Genomic DNA, 25,247 nt, shown 5'->3' with positions numbered 1-25,247 from the left:
CGACAATGGTGATCCAATAAACGCATAATTTTATAAAAAAACAAAATTATGGCAACTCCAGCAGCACATCTTATTCCCAGCAGATCAGCTAAAAGGGCAAATTACGAGCCCGAAACCATTAACGGTATCCTTGATGAGGCGTTGTACTGTACCATCAGCTATTCATCAGAAAATAAACCTTATTCCATCCCCACTGCCTTTGTGAGGTATGAGGATCGTATTTATATACATGGTTCTGTAGGCAGCCACTTGATGCGCGAGCTTGAAAAAGGCATCCCGGTTTGTATCTCTGTAACACTGATGGATGCGCTCGTGATAGCTAAATCAGCGTTTCATCACTCAGTTAACTACCGGTCGGTAGTGATATTTGCACAGGCCGAAAAAGTGGAAGACATGGCAAGCAAAATAGAAGCATTTAAATGGCTCACCAATAAAATTGTACCCGGCAGCTGGGATTACCTGCGCCCGATACAAGAAAACGAGGTACGCAAAACAACTGCGCTTGCCTTTAAAATTGACGAAGCCTCGGCAAAGATCCGTACAGGAATGCCTGTTGACGATGATGAAGACCTAAACCTCCCGATATGGACGGGCCTTATCCCCTTGCAAACCAAACGGATGCCCCCTTTACCCGACAAATTGAGCGAAGGAATGCCATTACCATCTCATCTTGTGCATATTTAGTTTTAAAAATCAGGCTCGGCCTGATTTTTAAATTCTGCTGCCGTGTATTTTTTATATTTTTGCTTAAAATAATTTAACAATGGCCGAGATCAGTATCTCCAATAAAGATTGGGAACGTGTAAAAATTAAAGTTCAACGTAAGTATAACAACCTTAGCGATGAGCAACTAAGATATACCGAAGGACAGGAAGAAGCCCTGATAACCAAATTGATGGATTTGGTAAACCGTAACAGGGAATATGTTGTCTTTACCTTGAAAAAGGCATTGGTGAATATTGATAATAACAGGCTGTAAATTAGGTCGCATTTGTAAAAATCGATAAGCTTTTCGTATTTTTATATGCTTTAATGTTGTACAGGGTATGGTGATCTTCAGAAAATATAAAAAGATAGGCTTATTTGCCGGTGTTATAATGCTGGCGGCCGGTGTTGCGGCTTTTGATGACGACCTGTTCCAGATATCAAAAAACCTTGATGTTTTTGCATCGGTATATAAAGAGGTGAACATCAATTATGTTGATGATATCAACTCGGCCAAGCTGGTTAAAACAGGGGTTGATGCTATGCTGGAGGGACTTGACCCCTATACCGAGTTTGTGCCCGAATCTGAAATTGAGGATTATAAGCTGCATTATGTAAGCACCCAGTATGGCGGTATTGGCGCCAGCATATTTGCGCGCAATGGCAAAGTATACGTATCTGATGTATTTGAAGGCTTCCCGGCCCAAAAAGGAGACGTACGCCCTGGCGACCAGGTATTAAAAATAAACGACATCGACCTTAATGGTAAAAATAACGACCAGGTAAGCCTGCTGCTTAAAGGTTCAAAAGGCGCTGCCATAAGGCTCTTTATTAAACGCGATAATGTTGCCCAGCCATTTGAAAAGAGCCTGGTACGTGATGAGATAAAACAACCTAATGTTTCTTACTCTGGCATGGTTGCCGGCAACATGGGTTATATTAAACTCGATAAATTCCTGGAAAACTCTGCCAGCGAAGTGACCAATGCCCTGGTATCCCTAAAAAAGAACAATCCCAGTGGTATTATTTTAGATCTGCGCTCCAATGGTGGCGGCATATTACAGGAAGCAGTAAAAATAGTTAACCTGTTTGTGCAAAAAGATGTTGAAATAGTATCGCAAAAAGGAAAAATAAAAGATAAAAACTTTACCTACAGCACCGTTAGTGCTCCCCTTGAGCCTAATTTGCCCCTGGTAGTATTGGTAAACAGCCACTCGGCGTCGGCATCAGAAATTGTTGCAGGCTCATTGCAGGATCTTGACCGTGCCATTATCATAGGGCAGCGCAGCTATGGTAAAGGCCTGGTTCAGCAAACGTTTAACCTGCCTTATAATAGCCTGGTAAAAATCACCATCGCCAAATACTATGTACCATCGGGCCGTTGCATCCAGGAACTGGATTATACCCACCGCAAGGATGATGGCAGCGTTGTTAAAGTAGCCGATTCACTAATCCACGAGTTTAAAACCAAAAATGGCCGCTCGGTTTATGATGGCAGCGGCATTTACCCTGATATTTTTATTAAACAAGAGCGGTTTGCCAATGTAACCCAGGCTTTGGTGGGCAAGCTTTTAATATTTGATTACGCCACTTTATACCGTGACAAGCACGCTAAAATAGCCGATATCAAATCGTTCAACCTATCAGATAACGACTATAACGACTTTGTAAAATATCTTGCTGATAAAAATTATAACTACACCACATCATCAGAAAAACTGCTGAACAATCTTAAAACCGAGGCTACCAAAGAGAAGCAGTTTACTGAAATCCAGGGTGAATATGATGTTTTGAAGGCAAAACTCCTCACCAGCAAAAAGAACGATCTGCAACAGCATAAGGATGAGATAAAACAGGTGCTTGAAAACGAGATAGCATCACGGTATTACTTTGAAAAAGGCCGCTACGAAGCCAACTTTAAATACGATAAAGAACTGGCCCAGGCTGTAAAAACAATGCAGGATAAAGTCCAGCTGGCATCCATACTAAAAGGCGAAGGAAACTATAAAGTTATTGGTAAACCTATGCTGGCTATGGCCGGCAAAAAAGCGGCAGACAAGGATAGCGACGACGATCAATAAGCCGCTGTTATATTATCGCCCTTATAATTGTAACGGCTTAATTACACGTTGCACCGCATATTTAACTAAACTTTTTTCATCTGTTATTGTCATACCTCCAAACAAAACAATAACACTATGAAAAAGATCATTTTAACAGCCGCTATTTTTTTAGGTTGTTTATCAATAAAACCTGCCAGTGCACAAATAAGTTTAAGCATCAATATTGGCAGTCAACCAGACTGGGGCCCTACCGGCTACGATCATGCAGACTATTACTACATGCCCGATATTGACTCCTACTACGATGTAAATACACATCAATATGTATATTTCAATAATAACGCGTGGATACATTCAGCCGCATTACCTCCTCGTTACAGTAATTACGATGTTTACCATAGCTACAAGGTTGTAGTAAACGAACGTACACCATGGGTTCGTAACAATGTTTACCGCACCAAATATGCAAACTACAGGGGGCGTCATGATCAAAACATCATCCGCGACAGCCGCGATGTAAAATACACCAAGCATTGGAATGGCAATGGTAAAGGCAACAGAAAAGCTGTACGCAAAGAAGTACGTAACGACCGTAAAGACGACCGCAAAGATGACCGTAAAAATGATAAGGGTCATGGTCACAGAGATTAATTTTTGATTGTTTATTTTATATGAAACAGGCTTTCCATAACAGGAAGCCTGTTTTTTTATGCGCTGTTACAGGCAAGAGACCTATCTGCATTATGATTTTAAACTTTTTGGATTAAATATTGTCATACATCCAACAATGCGCAACTATAAATGAATTCATCCGTATTGGCGCAGTACTTTAACAAAATTATCAAATGAAAAAAATCATCCTGTCAGCAGCAATAATACTAAGCTGCTTCGCTATTAAAACAGCCAGCGCGCAAGTAAGCGTTAGCCTGGGTTTAAATATTGGCAGCCAGCCTGCCTGGGGCCCTGTAGGTTATGACCACGCAAGTTATTATTATATGCCCGATATAGATACTTATTATGATGTACCTACCCATGAGTATGTTTATTTTGATAACAATATATGGGTACATCATACCTACTTACCGGTGCGTTACCGCAACTATGACCTGTATCATGGCTATAAAGTTGTTATAAATGACAGGAACCCATGGTTAAGGCATGATGTTTACAGAACAGAATATGCCGGTTACAGGGGCCGTCATGACCAAGGTTTTATCCGTAACAGCCGCGATACAAGGTATGCCAACTATTGGAGAGGCAATCATGATCGCAGGGGATCTTATAACCGTCCTAATTATGGTAACAGAGGATACGGACGTCCTGAATTTCATGGCAACGGCGGCGGTCGTGATAACCACGGTGGTGGCGGACATGAGAACCACGGTGGTGGCGGACATGAGAATCACGGTGGCGGCGGACATGAAAACCACGGTGGTGGTGGACATGGCGGCGGCGGTGGCGGTGGCGGACATGGCGGTGGCGGACATGGCGGCGGACACGGCGGACATTAATCATTACAATTTAATACTTACAGGCTTCCCTAAAACGGAGGCCTGTTTTCGTTTAGGCGCTTATGACAACAATTAGTAACGCCTGATCATGACAAACCGGCTGGTTTTTATTTATGTTTGTGTGTTAGCCCGTCAACAGCAATGTATACACTATCAGAAGAAAATTATTTAAAAGCGATTTATCGCGTTGCGCAGCAAAAGGATGTAAAGATAACGCCTACTGCAATTGCCGAAACCCTGGGTAACAACCCGGCATCGGTAGTGGATATGATACGCAAGCTTACCGAAAAGCAATTAATAGCTTATGATAAAAAACAGGGCGTAAAACTTACCCAGCTTGGATTAAAAGATGCTACATTGATAGTACGCAGGCACCGTTTATGGGAAGTTTTTTTATTAGAGAAGCTGGGCTACCATTGGGACGAGATCCACGATATTGCAGAGGAGCTGGAGCACATCAGCGATATTACACTGGCCGACAGGCTTGATAAATTCCTGGGCTTCCCGGAATACGATCCGCATGGCGACCCGATACCCAAAGCCAATGGCAAGGTCCCCAAATCATTTTCAGTAACCCTAACCGATCTTAAAGCCGGCACCACCTGCCGTGTAGCGGCGGTTCGCGATACCAGCAATACCTTTTTACAATATCTTATTAAACTGGATATTGGCATAGGCACCCGCATTCAACTGATAGAAAAGATCCCCTTTGATAATTCCCTTGTGATTAGCATCAACGGTAAAGAAAACACCACCGTATCTCAAAAATTTGGCGAGAACATTTTAATAGATTAATTAAAAAAACGATCTGCAGATTGTCAACCTTTCGTCCTAATTTAAGAATATTTCAACTTTATTGGCCGTAAATTATCGATTTACGGTATTTACAAGCCCATTTTCATCTTATTTTCATACAAGCCATCTACTTTAGTATTTGTGGAGTAACGGTGTAGCTTTTTTACCAGGAAATTTACCGCTTCTGCAACTGGGTTAGAGTTGTTTGATTTTTTGACGATAAAGAATTTCATTTATGTTGGCAGTAAAAACTTTAAGTAACAATTTAGCCACCTACAGGCGTAACGTTTACGCAATGGGTGATAAGTTTGAGATAAGTGTTGTTGGGAACGATCACTTACTGGCCAATGAGCAAATAAACATTGCCATTTGTGAAATTAACCGGGTAGAAAAATTACTTTCGGCCTTTGGCGATGATAGTAACATTAAACAAATTAACCGTAACGCGGGCATTGAACCGGTAAAAGCCAATGGCGAAATATTCAGGTTGATTGACAGAGCTTTGCAAATATCTGAACTTACTCATGGTGCCTTTGATATTACCTATTTTACAGGCAATAATGTAACAGGTAATGATAATGCACTTGTTGAAAATTCTCCTGTTAAAACCGCTCCATATTCGGTAATGCAAACCAACTACCAGAGTGTTATACTTGACGCCGCTAAACAAACTATCTTTTTAAAAGAAAAAGGCATGCGCATTGGTTTTGGTGCCAATAGCAAAGGTTACGCCGCCGATAGGGCAAAATATGTTTTACAAATGAACGGCGTAAACAGTGGTGTAATTAATTCAGGTGGCGATTTGCTAACCTGGGGAACCCAGCCTAACCATAAACCATGGACAGTTGCAGCTGCCGATCCGGAGCAAAGAAAACAACCATTTGCCCATCTTAACATTAGCGACATGGCTTTTGCTACATCAGTAAATGCCGAGAAATATGCCAGTGTAAGCAAAAAGAAGTTCCAAAGCGTAACAAATGCCAACAAAGGATTCCCGGTAAGCGAAATTAAAAGCGTGAGCATCATTAGCCCAACAGCCGAACTTTCTGATGCAATGGCTTCGCCGGTAATTAATATTGGCGTTAACGCAGGTATGTATTTAATAAACCAGCTAAATCAAATAGCTTGTATCATTATTGACGATCAAAACAGGGTTTACACATCAAAAGATGTAAGCATCTGATATAAAATAAATTATAACCTATCAATTATTCAGGCAACGTGTTTATTTACAAATTATCCGGGCAATACCTGCCGGTTAAATAATTTAGTAACGTAATTGTTATCAACAGACCCCTCCCCCTTGGGTATTACTGTTTAAATTGACCGATATTTGAATACAATTTTAAGTTTTTCTTCCCCCCAATGATAAAGTGGTTTGCGTATATTGTCCTCGTATTGATATTTGCACCATATTTATCATCTGCCGTTATTAAAAACAGCCCGTTAAATTCTGTTTATAATTTCCGTATGATTACGGTATTGCATGATAATTTATCTGCGGATACTATATTGTCAAAAAGCAAAAAACAGCAGGAACTGGATGAAAAAAATAAAATTAAAGAGGTAGCTAAGGCAAGAAGACAGGCAAAGCCCGAAAAGGTTGACGAAAATGGCAATACTACACCAGCCAAACCAAAACCGAAAAGACAGCGCCGGCCCGAAGGATTGGAGCGTCCGCCAGAAATACCACGAAGAAATGGCAATTAAACAGGTTAACAAACAATTTACCGATTTTTGATGAAGTACCTTTGCTTACTTTTTTTTGTTATGGGTAGTAATACCTTATATGCTGCAGGTATTAACACAGACCTTTTTACGCACAACAACTTCCATGTTGTTGCCGATACAGATACCATTATCAGAAAGCAATCTGTTTCTGTAGGGATAAATTATGGCAGCGATGCGCTCTTTTTTGGTCGTACCGGGCCAGTTAAATACCCGTTTGTAACCGGCGATCTTATCTATAACACAAAACAAGGCTTTTTTGCCTACGGTTCGATACTCAAAGTTTTGGGATACACGCCGATTGATGAAGTAGATTTGGGCGGTGGATATTTTTACAAATTTTCTAAAGATTTTTCGGGAGCGGCAAGCTACACGCGCTTTATTTTTAATAAAGATGCCAATGTTATAAAATCAGCATCATCAAATGATGTAAACCTTAAAAACTCCTATGATTGGCACTTCGTAAAAACAAGTGTGATCATGGATTACCTTTTTGGCAAATCAAACGATTTTTTTGTAACCGTAACCAACTCCAAATACATTGAAACCAGCTGGAGTATTTTTGATGACAAGGATTACCTTTCATTTAATCCATCCTTTAATTTTATAACGGGCACCCAAAATTTTGTACAGCGCTATTCTCTTGACCATCGTTTTAAAGATGATATAGACAATATTTATGTACACAATGACCCTAATTCTGCACGTTATAACAGGAAGTTTAAGATGCTCAACTACAGTTTTAAATTGCCCATTGCCTATAACAGGCCGCATTATACATTGGAAGCATCGTGGCGATACTCTATCCCCGTTAACGTTGAGGGGGCGCTTGAAAACAGAAAAGAATCATTTTTTAACTTTACCTTTTACTACCTCTTTTATTAAACCGGGTATATGAATGTTTTAATAATTGAAGACGAAAAAGCACTTGCACAGGAACTTGAAATCTTCCTGACAAATTATAACTACATATGCGAGGTTTGTTACGATGGAACTTCGGCATCTGAAAAGATAGCTACCAATCTCTACGATTTTATTTTGATAGATCTAGGCCTGCCAGATTATGAGGGGCTTGATCTGCTGAAAGAAGCCAAAAAGCTCGATTCGGACGCGGCCTGCATCATACTTACAGCACGCGCCGAAATTACCGACCGAATTAAAGGTCTTGATCTTGGCGCCGATGATTACCTGCCCAAACCATTTTCGTTATTGGAACTTCAAAGCCGCATGCAGGCAATAATCCGCCGCAAATTTGGTGTCAAAAACAATATAATTGAACTCGACGGCTTCCTTATCGATCTTACAAACCGTACCATTACATACGGCAGCAGTACGGTAAATGCCATCACAAAAAAGGAGTTTGATCTTATCGCATATTTAATTTTACATAAAAACCGCACCCTTACCCGCATGCAGCTAAGTGAACACATTTGGGGAAGTGTGGTTAATAATGATTACGACTCCAACTATATAGATGCGCACATTAAAAATATCCGGAAAAAATTAAATGCCTTTGCATCGCCCGATTGGCTGGAAACCGTAAGAGGACTGGGCTACAAAATAAAAATCAACGCTTAAGTATTGAAACTCAGAACAAAACTTACGCTTTTTAACGCCATATCAAAACTGGTGATTGCCATACTATTTGTATTGCTGGTACCGGTATTGATCAAAAACATCAGCAGCAATTATGTAGATAGCAAGCTGATAAAACAAAAAAACAAACTACTGCAAATAGTAAAAAGCCGGGGCATTGAAACCTATATTGTAAACGGCGAAGGATACGGAAGTTACCTCCCCCTCAAAGATGAATACATAAGTCTTGACGAGGTTGAACCTAATTATTATTTAGATACCATTAAAAGAGGGAAACGCCTTTTTAGTGAGGGAGATACGCTTGAATACCGCATATTGAGCCATACTTTTAAAGTAAAAAATAAAAATTACCTGCTGGAGATAGGCAAAAGTGTTGATACACTTGATGAAACCAGTACCCCGCTTCAAAACATAGCCTTCCAGGTATTGCTGGGCATGATCCTGCTTACCATCCTGGCCGACCAGGTTTATTCCAATTACGTACTTAAGCCACTCCGCACTATTATAAAAACAAAACTGATTGGTCAAAAGTTCCCTAATTTCCAGTCGTACCGGAAGGTGCGGACCAACACCTCTGATTTTGAACACCTTGATCTGAGTATTCATAAAATGATTGAGACCATTGCTGATAAATTCCACAAGGAGCGCGAATTTATTTCAAATGCCTCGCACGAGCTCATGACCCCAATCTCCATCCTTCAATCAAAAATCGAGAACATGTTTGAGGAAGAGGATATCAGCGATGAGATTAAGGTGCGTTTACTGGAGATGCAAAAGATCCTGAACCGTTTAAAAAGCATTACCAAAACACTACTCCTGATATCGCAAATAGAGAACGAACAATTTTTAAAGGAAGACAAAGTAGCCGTAAGCGAATTACTGCAGGATGTATATGATGAAATCTCCATCCGCTTGCAGGATAAAAACATCAGTTATGATATTTCTATCCCCGATAACTGGTACCTGGTTAATATTAATAAATTCCTGCTGTTCAACCTGTTTTTTAACCTTATCAATAACGCTATTAAATATAACCGCGAAGGTGGCAGCATCCGGGTAACGGCAGTAGCAGTTCATGATAAATTTATCATCAGCATTACGGATACAGGTATAGGCATTGACGCCGATGCGCTTCCATCCATATTTAATCGCTTCAAAAAAATTCGCCAGTCGTTACAGCAGGAGAGTTTTGGGCTTGGCCTGCCTATTGTAAAATCAATAGCCGGCTTTCATGATATCGAAATTGAAGTAGTATCAGAAAAAGATGCGGGCAGCACTTTTAAACTTATCTTTCCGGCCACCTTAATAGTGGTTAATAATTAACCAGCGCCCCTTCCCGTGTATCGATAATTTTACATTTGATGTACTAAAAATTAGCCACTTTTTAGTGCCCACACTAAAGAGTGCACGCAAGCCCGAAATCCAATTTCTTAATTGTTAAAAAAGTAACGCCATAGTAATGATTCGCCTTCAATATTAGGGAATATACCTTTTGGCATTAGCTTTGCAAATAACAACTTATATACATATATAATATTATGAAATCTTTAAGAATAAGGATAGCTACTTTTAGTTTAGCATTAGCAACAGCAGGCATTTTAAGCGCAGGCTGTAACTCATTAACCAAAACGCAAAAGGGTGCTGCAATTGGTGCCGGTGCCGGTGGTACCGTAGGTGCATTTATTGGCAAGGCAGCTGGCAATACAGCGTTAGGAGCCATTATAGGTGGTGCTGTAGGTGGTACCGCAGGCGCCTTTATTGGCCGTAACATGGATAGGCAGGCTGCAGAAATAAAACAAACTGTGCCCGGTGCTACCGTAACCCGCGAAGGCGAAGGTATCCTGGTAAAATTTGATTCAGGTATTTTATTTGATACCGATAAATCGGCGCTTAAATCAGCAGCTCAATCCAATTTACAAAAATTAGCGGCCTCGCTTCAAAATAATCCCGAAACAAATATTTTAATTGTTGGCCATACCGATAATACCGGCTCTGATGCCCACAACATGACTTTATCTGTGCAAAGGGCCGAATCAGTAAAAACATTTATAGCCGCAGCCAACGTTGCTTCATCACGTTTACAAACTTCCGGAAAAGGCGAAACTGAGCCAATTGCTGATAACACAACAGTTGATGGCCGTTCAAAAAACCGCAGAGTAGAGATTGTAATTGTTGCTAACTCAACAATGAAAAACGAAGCCAAACAAGCCGGTCAGTAATAAGCAATTTCAATAATATATTGTTATAATAAAAGATCAAGTTAATTGTAAAAACCTGGCCGCGAGGGCCGGGTTTTTTATTTTATGGATATTATAATAACACAAAAAACAATTTGTAATCAATGGGTTAATCAATTACATTTGTTATATGTTAAAAAGATCAGGAGCTATATTACTAACTGTGCTGTACGCTGTTACGGTATTGGGCTTTGCTCTTAATCTGCATTATGTTGGCAGCAAGGCTGCTTCTGTAAAAACAAACGCAGCAGTTATCAATTGTAGTTCAAAAGGAAAAACAAATTGTTGCAAACGCACTCCGGTGAAGTCAAAAGTTAATGATACTTTCCAGGATGAAGCAACATCTTTTTTTAGCAAAGTATTCGCGTTTGCACTACCACAGTTACCCTTTAAAAACCTTTTCTATTCACCACGGCAATCTGTATTTGCGAAAGTTTTTGACAGGGAACCAACCGACGAACCCTCGCGAGGTACCGCAACATTTATCCAAACCTTCATTTTCCGTAACTGATAAATTAATTGAACGCCCCGGCAATTTCACTTTCGGTTTATCTCAAAATTAGTTTAAAAATGAAAACGCTCAAAATATTCATCATCCTGTTTTCCCTATCTGCTACCGTTGCAAAAGCACAGTTTACCAAAGCCGAACTGCAGGTTAGCGGCCTTACCTGTGCTCTTTGTGCCAAAACAACAGAAAAATCTTTACGTGCACTTCCTTTTGTAAGCGAAATTAAAACCGACCTGATCCGCAATACTTATCTTATTACTTTTAAAAATGATGTACCGGTAAACTTCGAGCAGATCAGCAAAAAGGTACAGGATTCGGGCTTCTCGGTAAACAGCCTGAAAGCCACCTACAACTTTGATAACACCAAAGTTGCCGATAACTATTTTAGCTACGGGGGCGATACCTACCGCTTGCTTAATCCCGCTGATAAATCCATCAATGGTACTGTTAACGTTACCGTTGTTGATTTTGGTTTCGCGCCAAAATCGGTATCCAAAAAGTACCTGGGCCAGGTAACGGATACCGCTCCTGCCTCCGGTCGTATCTATCATTTAGCTATATAGAAATTTAGCGGCTCTCTAAAATAAATACACCATCCGTCAATTATAAGTTGTAAAATTTCGCGAAATTCTGAGGGAGAAATGACGTTTTAAAAGGTTTGTCATCCTGAGGAACGAAGGATCTATTCGCCGACCTATACAGGGCGAAGAAGCATGGCGAACAACAGATCCTTCACTGCGTTCAGGATGACAAAAAGTTTTTTTTGCAAGAAAAAAGCGCGACCATTTTCACGGTCACGCTGCTGTAGGGGATATTAAAAAAATCTTTTAAACTCTGATATAGATCTTATTCTTATCTAACAGCCAACCTACGCTCCAGCACAGGAGCATATAGCTGATAGCAAACAAAAGCGAGCCTATAGCGCCGGGGGCAATCACCTGGTACAAATTATCATTTATCCAGCCATATAAACTGCCGCCCTTTACCGTGAACATGTAAAAAAAGATAACCAGCGTTTCTGACAGCACATAGATAGGCAGCGGATTTTTACCTAAAATGGTAAAGAAGCGGGTCCAGTTACCTTTGTTCCAGTCGTTTATTTCGAGGGCATAAACCAGGAAAGAAAGGATCACCAGGTCGAGCCCGGTTGTAACCAGTACAAATGAGCTGCTCCACAATTTTTTATTGATGGGGAATACCATATTCCAGCACAAGGCCAGGAATATGAACAGGCAGCCCATGAGCAACATTTTGGAGATAACATCATAACCCTTGCCCTTTTGCTGAATAAACTTACCGGCATAATAACCAACCACTACGTTAACAATAGCAGGCAGCGTACTCAATATTCCTTCGGGGTCAAAAGCTATCTTTTCACCATGATACAGGTGGTTATCGCCCAGTACAAATTTATCAAGAAAGATACCCGCGTTCCCGGTCATACTCAATGGGTTTGATGGATCACCAAAAACCAACAGGATTACCCAGTAACCAATTAAAAACAGTACCGATAATATGATAACCGATTGTTTTGACAGAAAATGGATCATGAGCGATGCAAAACAATAGCACAATGCTATCCTTTGCAAAACCCCCATAATACGGGTATGGCTTATAGGCGAAAACTCAACATGTCCCTTATCTAAGCTAAAGAAGGGGAACCAATACATCAGGTAACCTATTAAAAATATCAGCAGGGTACGTTTAAATATTTTGGCGAGCACGGCTGCGTTGCCCATTTCCAGGTAGCGTTTCATAGAAAAGCTCATGGCGTTACCAACGGCGAATAAAAATGAAGGGAAAACCAGGTCGGTAGGTGTAAAACCATGCCAGGCCGCATGTTCCAATGGCGAAAATGCCTGCGCACCGCTACCAGGTGTATTTACAATGATCATAAAACATATGGTCATCCCTCTAAATACATCCAGCGATAAAAATCGTGTTGATGATTTGTTCATGTTTTGGTTTAAAAAAGTTTTTACCGGTTTGCAGCAGGGAACAATACCCGGTAGTCTATAAAATATGCCCGGATATTGCTATCCCGGCAGCATTAATTAATGGTATCCTGGGTTTTGTTTAAGTACCGGGGCGCCACCCTTCGCGCTCAGGTCAATCTCGGTAAGTGGAATTGGGTAGTATTCGCTTTTACCCTTCACAAATTTGCCCCCTTTAACATCATTGGTTAGCGTACTTTGGTAAGCGATATAAGCATTAAGCTCTGTATCAGCAATACCCCATCTTACCAGGTCAAAAAAGCGATGACCTTCCATGGCTAACTCAATTTTCCGCTCAAAATAAATGGCTTTAAGTGCAAAATCCTTACTTGCAAAAGCGCCGGGCAAATAAGGGCTCACTTTATAATTTGCTGCAGGCGTATTGGTAAAGCCCGCGGTAGGGTTATCATCATTTTTATAACTATGCACCCACCCTGTTGTATTGGCCGCCCGGTTGCGCACCATGTTAACATAACTTTCTGCCTTATCAAAATTACCAAGTTGTGCTTCAACCTCGGCAGCCATGAGCAATACATCGGCATAACGGATCAGGTTATAATTGATTCCAGAGCCTGGTGCCCATGAAGTATTATCGCCATTGGTAGTTTGCTCGGCCTGACCGTAAACATTTTTAATTGGCGAGTAAGGGCCCGCGTACTGCTGATCCCTTATCCAATCGGTACCCGGGTGTAAGCCCCAGTCAAGAAAAGGAATGCCTCTGCGACCAACTGTCCAGTCTAACCGCGGATCTACTGTTCCGGCCTCGGGGGTAAAATCTCCATCGGCGGCAATGCCCATATCCGTTTTTAAAGCATGGCTGTTGTAATCATCAAGGTATGGTAAGCCGGTAACCGCATTTGTGCGGAAATGGTTTGCCAGATCAATAGAGGGCTGATAAAAACCGCAGCAACTAAACGGACTGCTATTACCGTAAGGAAAATTCAGCATATCGCCGTTGTTGGCATTTGAAGGGCCACCCGGATCTGTATTGGCAGCTGCCTGCACCGCAAAAACAGACTCGGCGCTGTTATTGGTTGCGGCCCTGAAATTATCGTTAAACCTGGTGTTCAATATATACTTTTGCCCCAATGCGGTTACACCCTGGCCTATAACTGCGTCAAAAACCACTTTTGCTTCGGCATATTTATGTTCATATAAATATGTTTTTGCTAAATAAGCACCCGCGGCCCACTTGTTGGCACGGCCAACATTATCCTGCGTATTAGGCAAATTATCATACGCGTATTTAAAATCAGCCTCAATTTTTGGCCAAATATCTGTTGTATTGGGTTGATTGATATCTGTTGTGGTTTCATCAAGATAAGGCACATTATTAAACATCTTTTTCAAATCGAAATAATAATGTCCGCGTAAAAACTTCGCCTGGGCCAATATATTGGTTTTTGCCGCGGCAGTAATTACGGCAACCTTTCCTGTTATTTTAATAGTGTTATTGGTTCGTGAAACACCTTCAAAATCGGCCCTCCATTTACTATCAAAAAAGCCGTTGCTCGCATCGGGGTTATACTTAAGGATAGGTTCAATGGGCTGCTGATCGCCGGCAATACTTCCCTTTGAAGCATCACCACCCGCAACTCCTCCATATATCCAGTTATCAGGCGATGCCTCCCAGGCTCCGCCGCCGCCTATAGCTGCATCTCCACCCTGCTGCCCGTCTAAAACGGCATAAGCACCTACAAGCAGTTCATTAGCTCCTGCTTCTGTTTCCAAAAACTGCGGCTCAAGTGCACCTGTAATTGGTTTATCAAGAAATGTTTTTTTACATGCACCAAGAGCCAAAACGCTGAACAACATGATGCTGAAATATTTTTTTGCTTTCATTGTAATACTTTTAATGCTGTTGTTATAATGAAAAATTAACTCCGAATAAAAATGTACGTGGACTGGCATAACTGCCTTCGTCAATACCAAAGTCTTTGGTATTACCACTCAGCTCGGGGTCAATCCCGCTGTAACCTGTTAAAGTAAACAGGTTGGTTGCCGATACATAGATCCTTAACTTTTGAACACCAATCTTTTTTAAACTGTTGATATTAAAAGAGTAGCCAATTTGCGCGTTACGCATCCGCACATAGGTTCCGTTTTCAACAAAATACGAGTTTGGTGTTGCGCCACTGCTGGTTGATGCATCCAATTCCTGGATAGGAGCCTTTGCATTTTGATGCGTTGGAGTCCATGAATCATTAAGGGCAGTGTAGCTTTTAGCTGTACCGAATGAAGCATAAAAGTCTCTCCAGTATTTAACACTGTTCCACAATTTGTTGCCGAATGAGCCATAAAGAAATATGCTGGCATCAAAGTTTTTATAATTTACGCCCAGGTTTAGCCCGGCAGTAACCTTAGGGTTAGGATTGCCAATAAATGTACGGTCAGCATCGGTAATTATACCATCGCCATTTACATCTTTATACCTGAAACGGCCAACCTTTGTATCTGATTGGTAAACTGCATTTGGATCGTTACTTATTTTTTGAGCGCTGGCATCGGCGGCGTCAATCTGGCCCTGGTTATTCCAAAAGCCTACTACCTGGTATCCATAAAATTCACCCAATGAATGACCAACGGCGCTCCTCGTAATCGGGCTATCAAAACGACTTGTGGCATCACCTACAAAATAGGTTCTGTCATCAGATACTTTTAATATTTTATTGTTGTAGGTAGTTACAGTACCGGTAGCACTAAAATTAAGGTCTTTGCTCGCTCTGATATTGCCGGTTACAGATATATCAAGACCTTCAGTTTTCATTTTACCCACGTTTTGAGCGGGTACCTGCCCGTTACCGGCTGTACCTAATTGCGTGGCAGCGTATAAAAGGTCCTTTATATCCTTACGATAGTAATCGGCTGTTATTGCTATTTTACCATCAAGTATGGTAGCATCAAACCCAAAGTTGGAGTTGATGTCCTTTTCCCATAAAGCATGTGGGTTGGCTATCTGATCCTGGTAAAAGCCCGGTAATAGTGCGGAATTACCATCTAAGGGATAATATGACTGGCCAATATTAGTACCAAAGGTGGTATAAGCATCCTTTGATCCCATATTAATCTGGTTACCCATTATACCCCAGCCACCTCTCACTTTAAGATCGGTAAGCCATTTTGCATCTTTAAGAAAACTCTCCTGCGATATCCGCCAGCCCGCGCTAAATGCAGGGAAATAACCGTAGCGTTGGTCTACAGGGAATTTTGATGAACCATCGCGACGAATAGTGGCGTTAAACAGGTATTTGTTATCATAAATATAATCAAGACGCGCAAACTCCGACAGCAGCGATGTGGAGCTTTTGCTGCTGTAGTTGTTTTTGTTTGTGGTACCTGTTGAAAGGTTCACATAATCAGGATCAAAATTATAAAAGCCCTGTATACTGCCTCCAAGACTTTTATCATACGTTTCAACCGACTCGGTACCTACCACAACGTTAAGATTATGCTTCCCGAAGATTTTTTGATAGGTAAGGGTATTGGTCCAGTTATAACTGTAGCTATTGGCCGAGTTTTCGTTATAGCTGTTTATGAGAGAATTTTCAACGTTTTCATAGGTTGGATAGGTAAACGCATGATCGTTGCTATTGGTGATATCGCCTCCAAAGCTGGTACGCAGGGTAAGCCCCTTAAAAATATCTGCTTCGGCAAACATATTGCCCAACAGGCGGTAAGCTGTAGAACCATTGTTTTTGGTGCGTTGCTGTATGGCCACCGGGTTATTGGCATCGCCCAGGCCTGTACCATAACTACCAGCGTAATTACCTTTTATATCATAAACCGGTATAATTGGCTGCTCTCTCAAGCCCATAGCGATAACACCATCCGGACTGTTGGCGGTGATCTGTGCATGGTTGGCCGCGGCTACCTGTGGCGTTCTGGTAATGGAATATGACAGGTTTTCGCCTACCCTGATGTGTTTGGTTATATTAAAGTTGGTGTTTGAGCGTAATGTGTACCGTTTAAGATAGGTATCTATCAACGTACCCTGCTGATTAAAATAGTTAAGCGAAAACAGGTAGTTTGCCTGTTCGGTACTGCCACTTAATGTTAAGTTATGACTTTCTATCGGCGCGGTTTTAAACAGCTCGTGATACCAGTCTGTACCTGCTTTATTGGCCCTTGTTATTCTGTAAAAATTATTATAGTCGTTGGGTGATGTATAAAAAGGGTTTACATAATATTTTGAAGGATTTACTGATGGATCGCCTTCTTTAGCCCCTGCGGGTGTTATATAATCAGGCAATGTAAAGGTTGTTCCGGTACCTGAAGGGTTATACAACGGATCCTGAAGATCAGTAATACCCGAGTTTTTTTGTGCTGTTAACTGCAGGTTAGCCATTTGCTGCGGATTAAGCGTATTCCAAACATTGCCTCCTTTAGGCACCTGTGTGCCATAATAAGCATCGTATTGTACACTTACTTTACCCTTACCCCTTTTAGTGGTAATGATGATAACCCCGTTTGCCGCCCTGGCCCCGTATATAGAGGCCGAACTTGCATCCTTTAACACCTGTAACGATTCCACATCATTGGGGTTAATGGTACTTACATCATAAGTTTCCATACCATCCACCACGTACAATGGCGTATTATCGCCAAAAGTGTTAAAACCCCTGATGTGTACCTGGGGTTCTTCGCCCGGCTGGCCCGAGCCTGTTACTGTAACACCAGATGCCTGGCCCTGCAGCTGGCTGTTTACTGATGATGAAGCCTGCTTATTTAAATCTTTAACATTTACAACAGCCACAGCACCGGTAAGGTCCTTTTTCTTTTGGGTGGTATAACCAACCACAACTACCTCGTTGAGGGCTTTTGACTCCTCCACCAATTTTACGTTGATGATGGTTTTCCCATTAACAGCTATCTCCTGGGGTGTAAAACCCAAAAAGTTAAAAAGAAGTGATCCGGTACCATCGGGTAGCGTTAAGCTATACTTACCATCAATATTGGTAACTGTACCTAAGGTACTTCCCTTAAGCTTTATGCTTACTCCCGGCAATGGCGCGCCGGCAGCATCGGTAATTGTACCTGTTACCGTAAGGGTGACAATGGCCTCCCCATCTGTTGGTTTAATAATAATGATATCATCCACCACCTGAAAGGTGAGCTGTTGATTTTTAAGTACATGGTTCATTACCGTTTCAATACTGGCATCTTGTAGTTCAACGTTGATCTTTTTATCTACGTTAACCTGGTCCAGCCGGTAAAAAACCGTGTACTTGCTGCTTTTCTCAATCTGCTTAAACATCTGTTTAACAGATATATTGTTCACACTAAAGTTGTAAACGTTTTGCGAGTAAGCGGCAGCGTGTATTTGCATTATTCCCGTTAAGAGTAAAACAGTTACAAGCTTCATAATTTTAATCGTTTTTTGCCATGCACGCACAGCCATTACAGATTTTCTGTCAAAATTTATCATAAATTTGTGTTTTAATTAGTTAATACGATGCTTCCCCAAGCGTAGGGTATTAGCTATTGATTTATAGGACCCGGGTGTTAGCGCACTTCGGGTTTTTTATTTTGAAAGAGAGCGTTAGTTTTTTATCATAGTTTGTTTTTTAGTTTTTAAGATTAGCTGATTAGTTTTTATTGTTTTTAGTAATGTTTACAGTGTTACCCGTTATAGCATAGTTGATAGCCGTATTGCCCTTTATTAACTCCAGAACCTTATCAATACTGGCCACATTTTTAAAACTGCCCGAGTAGCGGATGTTTTGCAGCACGGTATCATCCATCATAATTTTCACATTGTACCTGCGCTCCAGCACCCGGGAGATCTCATCAAGCGTATTGCCATCAAACACCAGCAAATCATCTTTCCATCCGTCATACCGGTTCAGCTTTGCCGAATCCACCTGCAGCACCTGTATCTCGTTCAGGTTTTTTAGCTCTTTATCATCCTGTTTTGCCGCGTATCGCTCTGCTTTGGGATAAAAGATCCTGAGCACCTGTTGCGGCTTAACATAAATTCGGCTCATTTCGCTGGCGTTGTTATCTACATTACCCTCCACCGATACCTCGCCTTTTACTACTGTTGTTTCAAAAAACGAATCGTTAGGATACGCTTTCAGGTTAAATTTTGTACCAATATCCCTGATGGTATAGTTTTTAGTATTAACCAAAAAAGGGATAGTTTTTTTCCCTGGAGCTATCTCAAAAAAAGCTTCGCCCTCCAGGTAAACCGTGCGGTTGGTTTTATTAAAATTAGTGCTGTAATTAAGTTTACTCCCGGCGTTTAGCCAAACAATGGTACCATCATTTAAAATTATTTTTTTGATGCCGCCATTTTTAACAGATACATGCCTTACACGCTGAATATTTTGTGAGTAATGGTTTACCAGCAACGCTGTAAGCACGCCAAACATGGCTACCACAGCGGCTACTTTACTCCACACTTTTAGCCTCACATATTTTGTCTCTTGCGGTATTGTTGCCAAAGCAAATTTATCAAAGGCTTTTTCCTCATTCACCACTCCCGGCTGCAGGTACAGCATATTTTGCCACGTTTCATACAACTGTGCAAAATACTGTTCATTCTCCGGGTGCGCGCTTACCCATTCCCTTACCTGCGCGGTCTCCTTTTCATCGGCTTCGCGGGTTATATACTTTACCAGTAAAAGTTTTATCTCTTCGTTGTCCATTCTTATTATGATTACAAGACAATTGAAAAAGCGAATACCCTCAAGCACTTTGAAAATATTTTTTCATTAAATTGGGGGATATCACAAAAAGCCACCCGCTAATTGCGCACAACGTTGTTAACACAGAATTTTTGTACATTAGCTTATCATTATTTCCATATTAAATTTGAATCTTTCAAATTTTAATCGCTAACTTGTTAAAGTTTTTTAAAAAGTACTTCATTTTACTTGTAATATGAATAGATGATTACCAAACCCGCCGACGCCTTAATTACAAAACTCACGCAGGGTGATGCCCGGGCGTTTGAAGTTTTATTTAAACTTCATTACACCCGCCTTACGCTTTTTGCCAATCGCTTTGTGAATGACCTGTCGGTTGCCGAAGAGATAGTGGCTGATGTATTTACTGATTTGTGGGAGAAAGGGCACGAGGTTACTTTTTCAACATCGGTAAGTTCATACCTATATAAGATGGTGCAAAACCGCAGCCTTAATTATTTAAAGCACCAAAAGATAGAGAACCTATACGTTAGCTACCTTGAAAAAAATGACTTGTTTGATGAAGTACGCAGCACTGTTGAAAAAGGCTACGAAGAAAAGGAACTGGCCCACCAGATAAAAGCAGCCATCAATACCCTCCCCGAAAAGTGCCGTGAAATTTTTGTACTGAGCCGCTTTAGCGATATGAAGTATAAAGAGATTGCCAGCCAGCTTAATATCTCGCCCAAAACTGTAGAGCGCCAGGTAAGTATCGCCTTAGAGAAGCTAAGGCAAACGCTGAAGCATGTGAGTTATTTGTTGTTTTTTTAGTAGTGATAACGGCATTGATGTATATGAATCGAGTCATTTTCGATCTTATATACCAAACGATGTTCCAGATTTATCCTGCGGGACCACAATCCTGCTAAATTATGTTTTAAAGGCTCTGGCTTGCCCGAACCTTCAAATGGGGTTCTTTCTATTTCTTTTACCAAAGAGTTTATCTTTCTTAGGATAGATTTATCTGTGGCTTGCCAGTATAAATAATCATCCCATGCTTGATCGGCGAAAATTATTCTCACTCTTCAATAAGTTTTCTTTCTGTACCGATACCTTTGTTAAAATCCTCGATACTTTTCATAAGCCGGGCGGCATTGTTTGGGCTTTTAAGTAGATAGAAAGTTTCTTCCATACTCTCATAATCAGCTTTGGAAATAACCACAACGTCTTCTGCGTTGATGCTTGTAACTACCAAAGGTTTATGATCATTACGCACTTTATCCAAAAAGTACTTTAACTGCTGCCTGAAGGTTGTATATGTGGTGACTTCCATCTGCTTAATTTTAAATAAAGATATAAAACACAAACCACATGTACAAGAAGCTGTACGTGTGGTTTGTAACTTTTTTTACCTACAGCCCCATTTCCTTCTTCAAAAACTGGCCGGTAAAGCTATCTTTCACCTTGCACAGACCTTCTGGAGTACCGCTGAAAAGGATTTTTCCACCACCAGAACCACCTTCGGGGCCAAGGTCAATTACGTGATCAACCACCTTAATTACATCCAGGTTGTGTTCGATAACCAAAACCGTGTTGCCTTTATCAACCAATTGATAAAGCACACCCAACAACACGTTGATATCCTCAAAATGCAAGCCGGTTGTAGGTTCGTCCAATATATAAAAAGTGTTACCGGTATCTTTTTTGGATAGTTCGGTAGCCAGCTTAACACGCTGTGCCTCTCCACCCGATAAGGTGGTTGATGCCTGGCCCAACGTAATATAGCCCAACCCCACATCAAACAAGGTTTTTATTTTACGATAGATGGCCGGGATATGTTCAAAAAATGGTGTGGCATCCTCAATGCTCATATCCAGCACATCGCTGATGGATTTGCCACGATAACGTACTTCCAGCGTTTCGCGGTTGTAACGGCGACCGCCACATTCTTCGCAGGGCACCTGCACATCTGGTAAAAAGTTCATCTCTATCACTTTCATACCGGCACCCTGGCAGGTTTCGCACCTGCCACCTTTTACGTTGAACGAGAAACGTCCCGGTTTATATCCCCTGATCCGCGACTCGGGCAAAGCAACATACAAATTACGGATATCCGAGAACACACCGGTATAAGTAGCCGGATTTGAGCGTGGCGTACGCCCGATAGGTGTTTGATCTATCTCGATAACTTTATCAATATTTTCCAGGCCCTCAATTTTGTCATAAGGCAGCGGATGCTTTTTGGCCCTGAAAAAATGATGGTTCAAAATAGGGTATAAAGTTTCGGTAATTAAGCTTGATTTACCACTACCCGATACGCCTGTAACGCCAATAAGTTTACCCAGCGGAAAATCAACCGATACCTTTTTAAGGTTATGACCGGTGGCTTTTTTAAGGCTTAATGTTTTGCCGTTACCCTCTCTCCTCTTTTCGGGCACAGCGATAGAACGCTCGCCATTAATATAGGAGGTTGTGAGCGTATGCTCTTTCATTAGTTCGGCAGGGGTTCCTTGTGCAACTATCTGCCCGCCGTGTACTCCGGCTGCCGGGCCCATATCTATCACATGGTCGGCTTCCAGTATCATATCTTTATCGTGCTCAACCACTAAAACGGTGTTACCCAAGTCGCGCAGGTTTTTGAGGGCATTTATTAAACGCTCATTATCGCGCTGATGCAAACCGATACTTGGCTCATCCAAAATGTACATTACGTTCATTAACTGCGAGCCAATTTGTGTGGCCAGCCTGATGCGTTGCGCCTCGCCACCTGAAAGTGTTTTGGCCGTACGATCGAGCGTTAAATAGCTCAGTCCTACATCCAGCAGAAACACGATTCGTGCTCTAATCTCTTTTAATATTTCTTTGGCGATAACATTCTGGCGTTCGGTAAGCCTGTCTTCCAGCCCGTTGAACCATTCCTGCAGGTGATTAATATCCATGCAGGCCAGCTCAAATATGTTTTTGTTATCTACCTTAAAATGTAACGACTCTTTCTTCAACCTTGCACCCTCACAAACGGGGCAGGTTTTAAGCACACGATAGTTTTCCATATCGTCCATGCCTTCATCATTGCGGCGTTCCTGCTGCTCTTCAAGCATACGCACTATACCGTCAAAAGTGATGGAGTAGCTTTGCACATTCCACTTGTTGTATTCTACAGAAACATTAATCGTATCGGGCGCGCCGTTCAGGATGATATCCAGGTGATCGCGGCTTAGTTTTTCTATCGGCGTGGTTAACGAAAACTCATATTTTTTTGCCAATGCTTTCAATACCTGGAAAATCCACGTTTCGCGGTATTCCCCTATAGGGGCCAAACCACCATTCATGATGGTAAGTTTAGAGTTAGGGATAACCGAGGCTTCATCAACCTCAAAAATATACCCCAGGCCATTACATTTTTCGCAGGCGCCATAAGGCGAGTTGAATGAAAATGTGTTGGGCTGCGGCTCATCATATGAAATGCCGGAAACCGGGTCCATCAAATATTTACTGTAATAGGCTACATTACCATCTTTATCGCCCACCCTAATAATGCCCTTGGCAATTTTTAAAGCGGTTTGTACAGAGGTGTATAAACGCTTGCTATCTTTTTCTGTTACAACCAGCCTATCCACCACAATATCAATATCATGGATCTTGTACCTATCCACCTGCATTTTAGGTTCCACATCGGCCATGGCGCCATCAATCCAAACCTTAAGATATCCCTGCTTACGTATGGATTCAAATAATTCGCGGTAATGGCCTTTACGGGCCTTTACCACCGGGGCCAGGATATTAACCGGCTCGCCGTCAAATTTTTCGGTAATGGTTTTCAGGATCTGATCTTCAGACATGCGCTCCATTTTCTCGCCGGTAGTATAGGAATAAGCATCCCCGGTACGGGCAAAAAGCAAACGCATAAAATCGTAGATCTCGGTAATGGTACCTACGGTTGATCGTGGGTTTTTACTGGTGGTTTTTTGCTCAATAGCAATAACCGGACTAAGGCCAGATACCTTATCTACATCCGGCCGTTCCATACCACCCATAAACTGACGGGAGTATGCCGAAAACGTTTCCATATAACGGCGTTGCCCCTCGGCATAAATAGTATCAAATGCCAGTGATGATTTACCGCTGCCACTTAAACCGGTAATTACTACCAGCTTGTTGCGCGGAAAAGAAACATCAATATTTTTTAAGTTATGTACCCGGGCTCCGTAAACTTCAACTTCACTTTGCTCGCCCAGATCAACAGTTTTTGTAATCATAAATTAAGGATGATTTAGTGAATTAGCGGATTAGTGATTTTTAAGACCAATTAGAAAAAAACTTTGCCAATCTTAAACAGGAGAAGCAAAAAAAAATCACCAAATCACTAATTCAGTAACGCACTAATTAGCCCACAAATATACGCAAAAAAGGCCGACCTTCCAGCTGGGAAGGTCGGCCTCAAAGTGCTCCGTAGTGTAATCTTTAATTAATTATGACATTGACAGTCAATATCAATTAAATGCCAGCAGTTGTGTTGGCTGGGTAATATTAATATAGTTTTTATACCCAAACTTTTTAGGCTGCTCAATAATTGCTTTCATGGCAATAAGCTTGTAAACATATGAACCAGTTTCGCGGTTCAGGCTCATGCGGAAATAATTATCTTCGTTTTGCTTGTTAATGGCTTTAGCTAATTTAATAGAGCCATTGTTGTAAGCAGCGGCAGCCAGTGTCCAGCTGTTAAATTCACCGTATAGTTCTTTAATATACTTGCAGGCCGCAATGGTTGATTTGCGAACGTTCTGCCGTTCATCAACCCCATGACCTACCTTTAAACCGTAGGTACGCGCGGTACCTGCCATAAATTGCCATAAACCCGATGCTCCTTTAGAAGAAGTGCCCGATTTAAGCCCCGACTCCACAAGTGGAATGTATTTAAAATCATCAGGAATACCGTAAAACTTCAATATAGGCTCAATAATAGGGAACAGTACTTCGGCCTTACGATGCAGTAAGGTTGATTGTACATTTTTAAAAGCATGTTGTCTGAGCGATTTATTGAGTTTGAAAGTAACCCTGGCATCATTAACAGGTAAAGCTTCGGCTGCAAAATTATAGGCAGCGGTATTGCTTTTAATAAAAATAAATTTCGAGGTTCGATCGCTTAATCGTGCCGGTTTTGCAACCGATTCAGTAATTGTTGTACTGAAGATATTAAGCATGGAAATGAGAACCAGCACCAGCGTTACGGAGCACGTAAGTAAGTGTTTTTTAATCATTTCTTTTTTTATCATTAACTATACATTAGGTAAAATGTGCTGCAAAGGTAGGTCATACGATTCACATAATCAAATACTTAGCTTTTTGCTAACTTTTTTAGTGTTGGTTTTCGGTTCAAAAACCGGGTTTAAAACTGTTTAAACCCAGTTTTTGAACCGCAATATTTTTTTAAAATTTTTGATTAGTTTTTGCCAAAAAAGCGTAACTTTGACCCTCACGCTGCGA

General features: G+C 41.3%; 24 protein-coding genes. 15 read left to right on the top strand and 9 right to left on the bottom strand.

The window, feature by feature from the left end; all coding sequences use genetic code 11:
• Positions 1-48: 48 nt before the first annotated feature.
• The 6 genes from AC1D0K_RS25680 (at position 49) to AC1D0K_RS25655 (ending at position 5,074) form a co-directional block, all read left to right on the top strand.
• Positions 49-684, top strand: a complete 636-nt coding sequence (locus AC1D0K_RS25680) for a pyridoxamine 5'-phosphate oxidase family protein (protein ID WP_477391520.1) — start codon at positions 49-51, stop codon at positions 682-684.
• A gap of 79 nt (positions 685-763) precedes the next feature.
• The gene (locus tag AC1D0K_RS25675) at positions 764-979 is read left to right on the top strand and encodes a hypothetical protein (RefSeq protein WP_295716888.1); all 216 of its coding nucleotides are present in this window, start codon (positions 764-766) and stop codon (positions 977-979) included.
• Positions 980-1,046: 67 nt separating this feature from the next.
• Complete coding sequence (locus AC1D0K_RS25670) at positions 1,047-2,786, top strand: S41 family peptidase (protein ID WP_477391519.1); 1,740 nt, start codon at positions 1,047-1,049, stop codon at positions 2,784-2,786.
• Between the two features lie 117 nt (positions 2,787-2,903).
• Positions 2,904-3,419, top strand: coding sequence for a hypothetical protein (locus AC1D0K_RS25665; protein ID WP_477391518.1), 516 nt, complete (start codon positions 2,904-2,906; stop codon positions 3,417-3,419).
• Between the two features lie 194 nt (positions 3,420-3,613).
• Entirely contained in the window at positions 3,614-4,279 is a 666-nt protein-coding gene (locus tag AC1D0K_RS25660; protein WP_477391517.1) for a hypothetical protein, read from the top strand.
• Between the two features lie 141 nt (positions 4,280-4,420).
• A complete protein-coding gene (locus AC1D0K_RS25655) occupies positions 4,421-5,074 on the top strand; it encodes a metal-dependent transcriptional regulator (RefSeq protein WP_295716883.1) in 654 nt (217 codons plus the stop codon).
• An 89-nt stretch (positions 5,075-5,163) separates the two neighbouring features.
• Here the strand turns inward: AC1D0K_RS25655 and AC1D0K_RS25650 are convergent, their stop codons facing one another.
• The gene (locus tag AC1D0K_RS25650) at positions 5,164-5,307 is read right to left on the bottom strand and encodes a hypothetical protein (protein WP_477391516.1); all 144 of its coding nucleotides are present in this window, start codon (positions 5,305-5,307) and stop codon (positions 5,164-5,166) included.
• A 2-nt stretch (positions 5,308-5,309) separates the two neighbouring features.
• Between AC1D0K_RS25650 and AC1D0K_RS25645 the strand changes: the two genes are divergently transcribed.
• The 8 genes from AC1D0K_RS25645 (at position 5,310) to AC1D0K_RS25610 (ending at position 11,706) form a co-directional block, all read left to right on the top strand.
• On the top strand, positions 5,310-6,257 hold the full coding sequence (locus tag AC1D0K_RS25645) for an FAD:protein FMN transferase (RefSeq protein WP_477391515.1): 948 nt from the start codon (positions 5,310-5,312) through the stop codon (positions 6,255-6,257).
• A 182-nt stretch (positions 6,258-6,439) separates the two neighbouring features.
• Positions 6,440-6,784, top strand: coding sequence for a hypothetical protein (locus AC1D0K_RS25640; RefSeq protein ID WP_295716879.1), 345 nt, complete (start codon positions 6,440-6,442; stop codon positions 6,782-6,784).
• A 60-nt stretch (positions 6,785-6,844) separates the two neighbouring features.
• Positions 6,845-7,687 carry a hypothetical protein gene (locus AC1D0K_RS25635; RefSeq protein ID WP_477391514.1) on the top strand — a complete coding sequence of 281 codons (843 nt, stop codon included), beginning with the start codon at positions 6,845-6,847 and terminating at the stop codon, positions 7,685-7,687.
• Positions 7,688-7,696: 9 nt separating this feature from the next.
• Positions 7,697-8,380 (top strand): response regulator transcription factor, encoded by a 684-nt coding sequence (locus tag AC1D0K_RS25630; RefSeq protein WP_295716875.1) that lies wholly within the window; start codon positions 7,697-7,699, stop codon positions 8,378-8,380.
• A gap of 3 nt (positions 8,381-8,383) precedes the next feature.
• A complete protein-coding gene (locus AC1D0K_RS25625) occupies positions 8,384-9,721 on the top strand; it encodes a sensor histidine kinase (protein ID WP_295716874.1) in 1,338 nt (445 codons plus the stop codon).
• A gap of 215 nt (positions 9,722-9,936) precedes the next feature.
• Positions 9,937-10,617: a YiaD family glycine zipper/OmpA-like lipoprotein gene (locus AC1D0K_RS25620; RefSeq protein ID WP_477391513.1), complete on the top strand. Its 681-nt coding sequence runs from the start codon at positions 9,937-9,939 to the stop codon at positions 10,615-10,617.
• A 148-nt stretch (positions 10,618-10,765) separates the two neighbouring features.
• Positions 10,766-11,146, top strand: coding sequence for an HYC_CC_PP family protein (locus AC1D0K_RS25615; protein WP_477391512.1), 381 nt, complete (start codon positions 10,766-10,768; stop codon positions 11,144-11,146).
• 59 nt (positions 11,147-11,205) lie between these two features.
• Positions 11,206-11,706: a heavy-metal-associated domain-containing protein gene (locus AC1D0K_RS25610; protein ID WP_477391511.1), complete on the top strand. Its 501-nt coding sequence runs from the start codon at positions 11,206-11,208 to the stop codon at positions 11,704-11,706.
• Positions 11,707-11,970: 264 nt separating this feature from the next.
• On the opposite strand, the gene AC1D0K_RS25605 is transcribed toward AC1D0K_RS25610, so the two are convergent.
• The 4 genes from AC1D0K_RS25605 to AC1D0K_RS25590 all read right to left on the bottom strand — a co-directional run bounded on the left by AC1D0K_RS25605 (position 11,971) and on the right by AC1D0K_RS25590 (position 19,784).
• Positions 11,971-13,101, bottom strand: a complete 1,131-nt coding sequence (locus AC1D0K_RS25605) for an acyltransferase family protein (protein WP_477391510.1) — start codon at positions 13,099-13,101, stop codon at positions 11,971-11,973.
• Between the two features lie 96 nt (positions 13,102-13,197).
• Entirely contained in the window at positions 13,198-14,979 is a 1,782-nt protein-coding gene (locus tag AC1D0K_RS25600; RefSeq protein WP_477391509.1) for a RagB/SusD family nutrient uptake outer membrane protein, read from the bottom strand.
• A 22-nt stretch (positions 14,980-15,001) separates the two neighbouring features.
• A complete protein-coding gene (locus AC1D0K_RS25595) occupies positions 15,002-18,562 on the bottom strand; it encodes a TonB-dependent receptor (RefSeq protein ID WP_477391508.1) in 3,561 nt (1,186 codons plus the stop codon).
• A gap of 160 nt (positions 18,563-18,722) precedes the next feature.
• Complete coding sequence (locus tag AC1D0K_RS25590) at positions 18,723-19,784, bottom strand: FecR family protein (RefSeq protein ID WP_477391507.1); 1,062 nt, start codon at positions 19,782-19,784, stop codon at positions 18,723-18,725.
• 243 nt (positions 19,785-20,027) lie between these two features.
• Here AC1D0K_RS25590 and AC1D0K_RS25585 point away from each other — a divergent pair, with 243 nt between their 5' ends.
• Positions 20,028-20,594, top strand: coding sequence for an RNA polymerase sigma-70 factor (locus AC1D0K_RS25585; RefSeq protein ID WP_477391506.1), 567 nt, complete (start codon positions 20,028-20,030; stop codon positions 20,592-20,594).
• Here the strand turns inward: AC1D0K_RS25585 and AC1D0K_RS25580 are convergent.
• From AC1D0K_RS25580 to AC1D0K_RS25565, 4 genes are all read right to left on the bottom strand, one after another.
• Positions 20,591-20,845: a Txe/YoeB family addiction module toxin gene (locus tag AC1D0K_RS25580; RefSeq protein ID WP_477391505.1), complete on the bottom strand. Its 255-nt coding sequence runs from the start codon at positions 20,843-20,845 to the stop codon at positions 20,591-20,593. The genes AC1D0K_RS25585 and AC1D0K_RS25580 overlap by 4 nt on opposite strands.
• On the bottom strand, positions 20,842-21,096 hold the full coding sequence (locus AC1D0K_RS25575; RefSeq protein ID WP_477391504.1) for a type II toxin-antitoxin system Phd/YefM family antitoxin: 255 nt from the start codon (positions 21,094-21,096) through the stop codon (positions 20,842-20,844). Before AC1D0K_RS25575 ends, AC1D0K_RS25580 begins: the two co-directional genes overlap by 4 nt.
• 79 nt (positions 21,097-21,175) lie before the next feature.
• Positions 21,176-24,019, bottom strand: coding sequence for an excinuclease ABC subunit UvrA (gene uvrA / locus AC1D0K_RS25570; RefSeq protein WP_477391503.1), 2,844 nt, complete (start codon positions 24,017-24,019; stop codon positions 21,176-21,178).
• 234 nt (positions 24,020-24,253) lie between these two features.
• The gene (locus AC1D0K_RS25565; protein WP_295716859.1) at positions 24,254-25,036 is read right to left on the bottom strand and encodes a lytic transglycosylase domain-containing protein; all 783 of its coding nucleotides are present in this window, start codon (positions 25,034-25,036) and stop codon (positions 24,254-24,256) included.
• Positions 25,037-25,247: the final 211 nt, after the last annotated feature.

It is taken from the genome of Mucilaginibacter sp. P1_A3 (assembly GCF_056406855.1).
This window is presented reverse-complemented; position numbering and strand designations above follow the sequence as displayed.

Bases quoted from the DNA above. Each gene is read 5' to 3' on its own strand.
- AC1D0K_RS25590 (WP_477391507.1), bottom strand. From the start codon at position 19,784: ATGGACAACGAAGAGATAAAACTTTTACTGGTAAAGTATATAACCCGC.
- AC1D0K_RS25610 (WP_477391511.1), top strand. From the start codon at position 11,206: ATGAAAACGCTCAAAATATTCATCATCCTGTTTTCCCTATCTGCTACC.
- AC1D0K_RS25640 (WP_295716879.1), top strand. From the start codon at position 6,440: ATGATAAAGTGGTTTGCGTATATTGTCCTCGTATTGATATTTGCACCA.
- AC1D0K_RS25600 (WP_477391509.1), bottom strand. From the start codon at position 14,979: ATGAAAGCAAAAAAATATTTCAGCATCATGTTGTTCAGCGTTTTGGCT.
- AC1D0K_RS25670 (WP_477391519.1), top strand. From the start codon at position 1,047: ATGGTGATCTTCAGAAAATATAAAAAGATAGGCTTATTTGCCGGTGTT.
- AC1D0K_RS25620 (WP_477391513.1), top strand. From the start codon at position 9,937: ATGAAATCTTTAAGAATAAGGATAGCTACTTTTAGTTTAGCATTAGCA.
- AC1D0K_RS25585 (WP_477391506.1), top strand. From the start codon at position 20,028: ATGATTACCAAACCCGCCGACGCCTTAATTACAAAACTCACGCAGGGT.
- AC1D0K_RS25655 (WP_295716883.1), top strand. From the start codon at position 4,421: ATGTATACACTATCAGAAGAAAATTATTTAAAAGCGATTTATCGCGTT.
- AC1D0K_RS25630 (WP_295716875.1), top strand. From the start codon at position 7,697: ATGAATGTTTTAATAATTGAAGACGAAAAAGCACTTGCACAGGAACTT.
- AC1D0K_RS25595 (WP_477391508.1), bottom strand. From the start codon at position 18,562: ATGATAAATTTTGACAGAAAATCTGTAATGGCTGTGCGTGCATGGCAA.
- AC1D0K_RS25675 (WP_295716888.1), top strand. From the start codon at position 764: ATGGCCGAGATCAGTATCTCCAATAAAGATTGGGAACGTGTAAAAATT.
- AC1D0K_RS25605 (WP_477391510.1), bottom strand. From the start codon at position 13,101: ATGAACAAATCATCAACACGATTTTTATCGCTGGATGTATTTAGAGGG.
- AC1D0K_RS25680 (WP_477391520.1), top strand. From the start codon at position 49: ATGGCAACTCCAGCAGCACATCTTATTCCCAGCAGATCAGCTAAAAGG.
- AC1D0K_RS25575 (WP_477391504.1), bottom strand. From the start codon at position 21,096: ATGGAAGTCACCACATATACAACCTTCAGGCAGCAGTTAAAGTACTTT.
- AC1D0K_RS25565 (WP_295716859.1), bottom strand. From the start codon at position 25,036: ATGATAAAAAAAGAAATGATTAAAAAACACTTACTTACGTGCTCCGTA.
- AC1D0K_RS25650 (WP_477391516.1), bottom strand. From the start codon at position 5,307: ATGAAATTCTTTATCGTCAAAAAATCAAACAACTCTAACCCAGTTGCA.
- AC1D0K_RS25660 (WP_477391517.1), top strand. From the start codon at position 3,614: ATGAAAAAAATCATCCTGTCAGCAGCAATAATACTAAGCTGCTTCGCT.
- AC1D0K_RS25615 (WP_477391512.1), top strand. From the start codon at position 10,766: ATGTTAAAAAGATCAGGAGCTATATTACTAACTGTGCTGTACGCTGTT.
- AC1D0K_RS25645 (WP_477391515.1), top strand. From the start codon at position 5,310: ATGTTGGCAGTAAAAACTTTAAGTAACAATTTAGCCACCTACAGGCGT.
- uvrA (WP_477391503.1), bottom strand. From the start codon at position 24,019: ATGATTACAAAAACTGTTGATCTGGGCGAGCAAAGTGAAGTTGAAGTT.
- AC1D0K_RS25635 (WP_477391514.1), top strand. From the start codon at position 6,845: ATGGGTAGTAATACCTTATATGCTGCAGGTATTAACACAGACCTTTTT.
- AC1D0K_RS25665 (WP_477391518.1), top strand. From the start codon at position 2,904: ATGAAAAAGATCATTTTAACAGCCGCTATTTTTTTAGGTTGTTTATCA.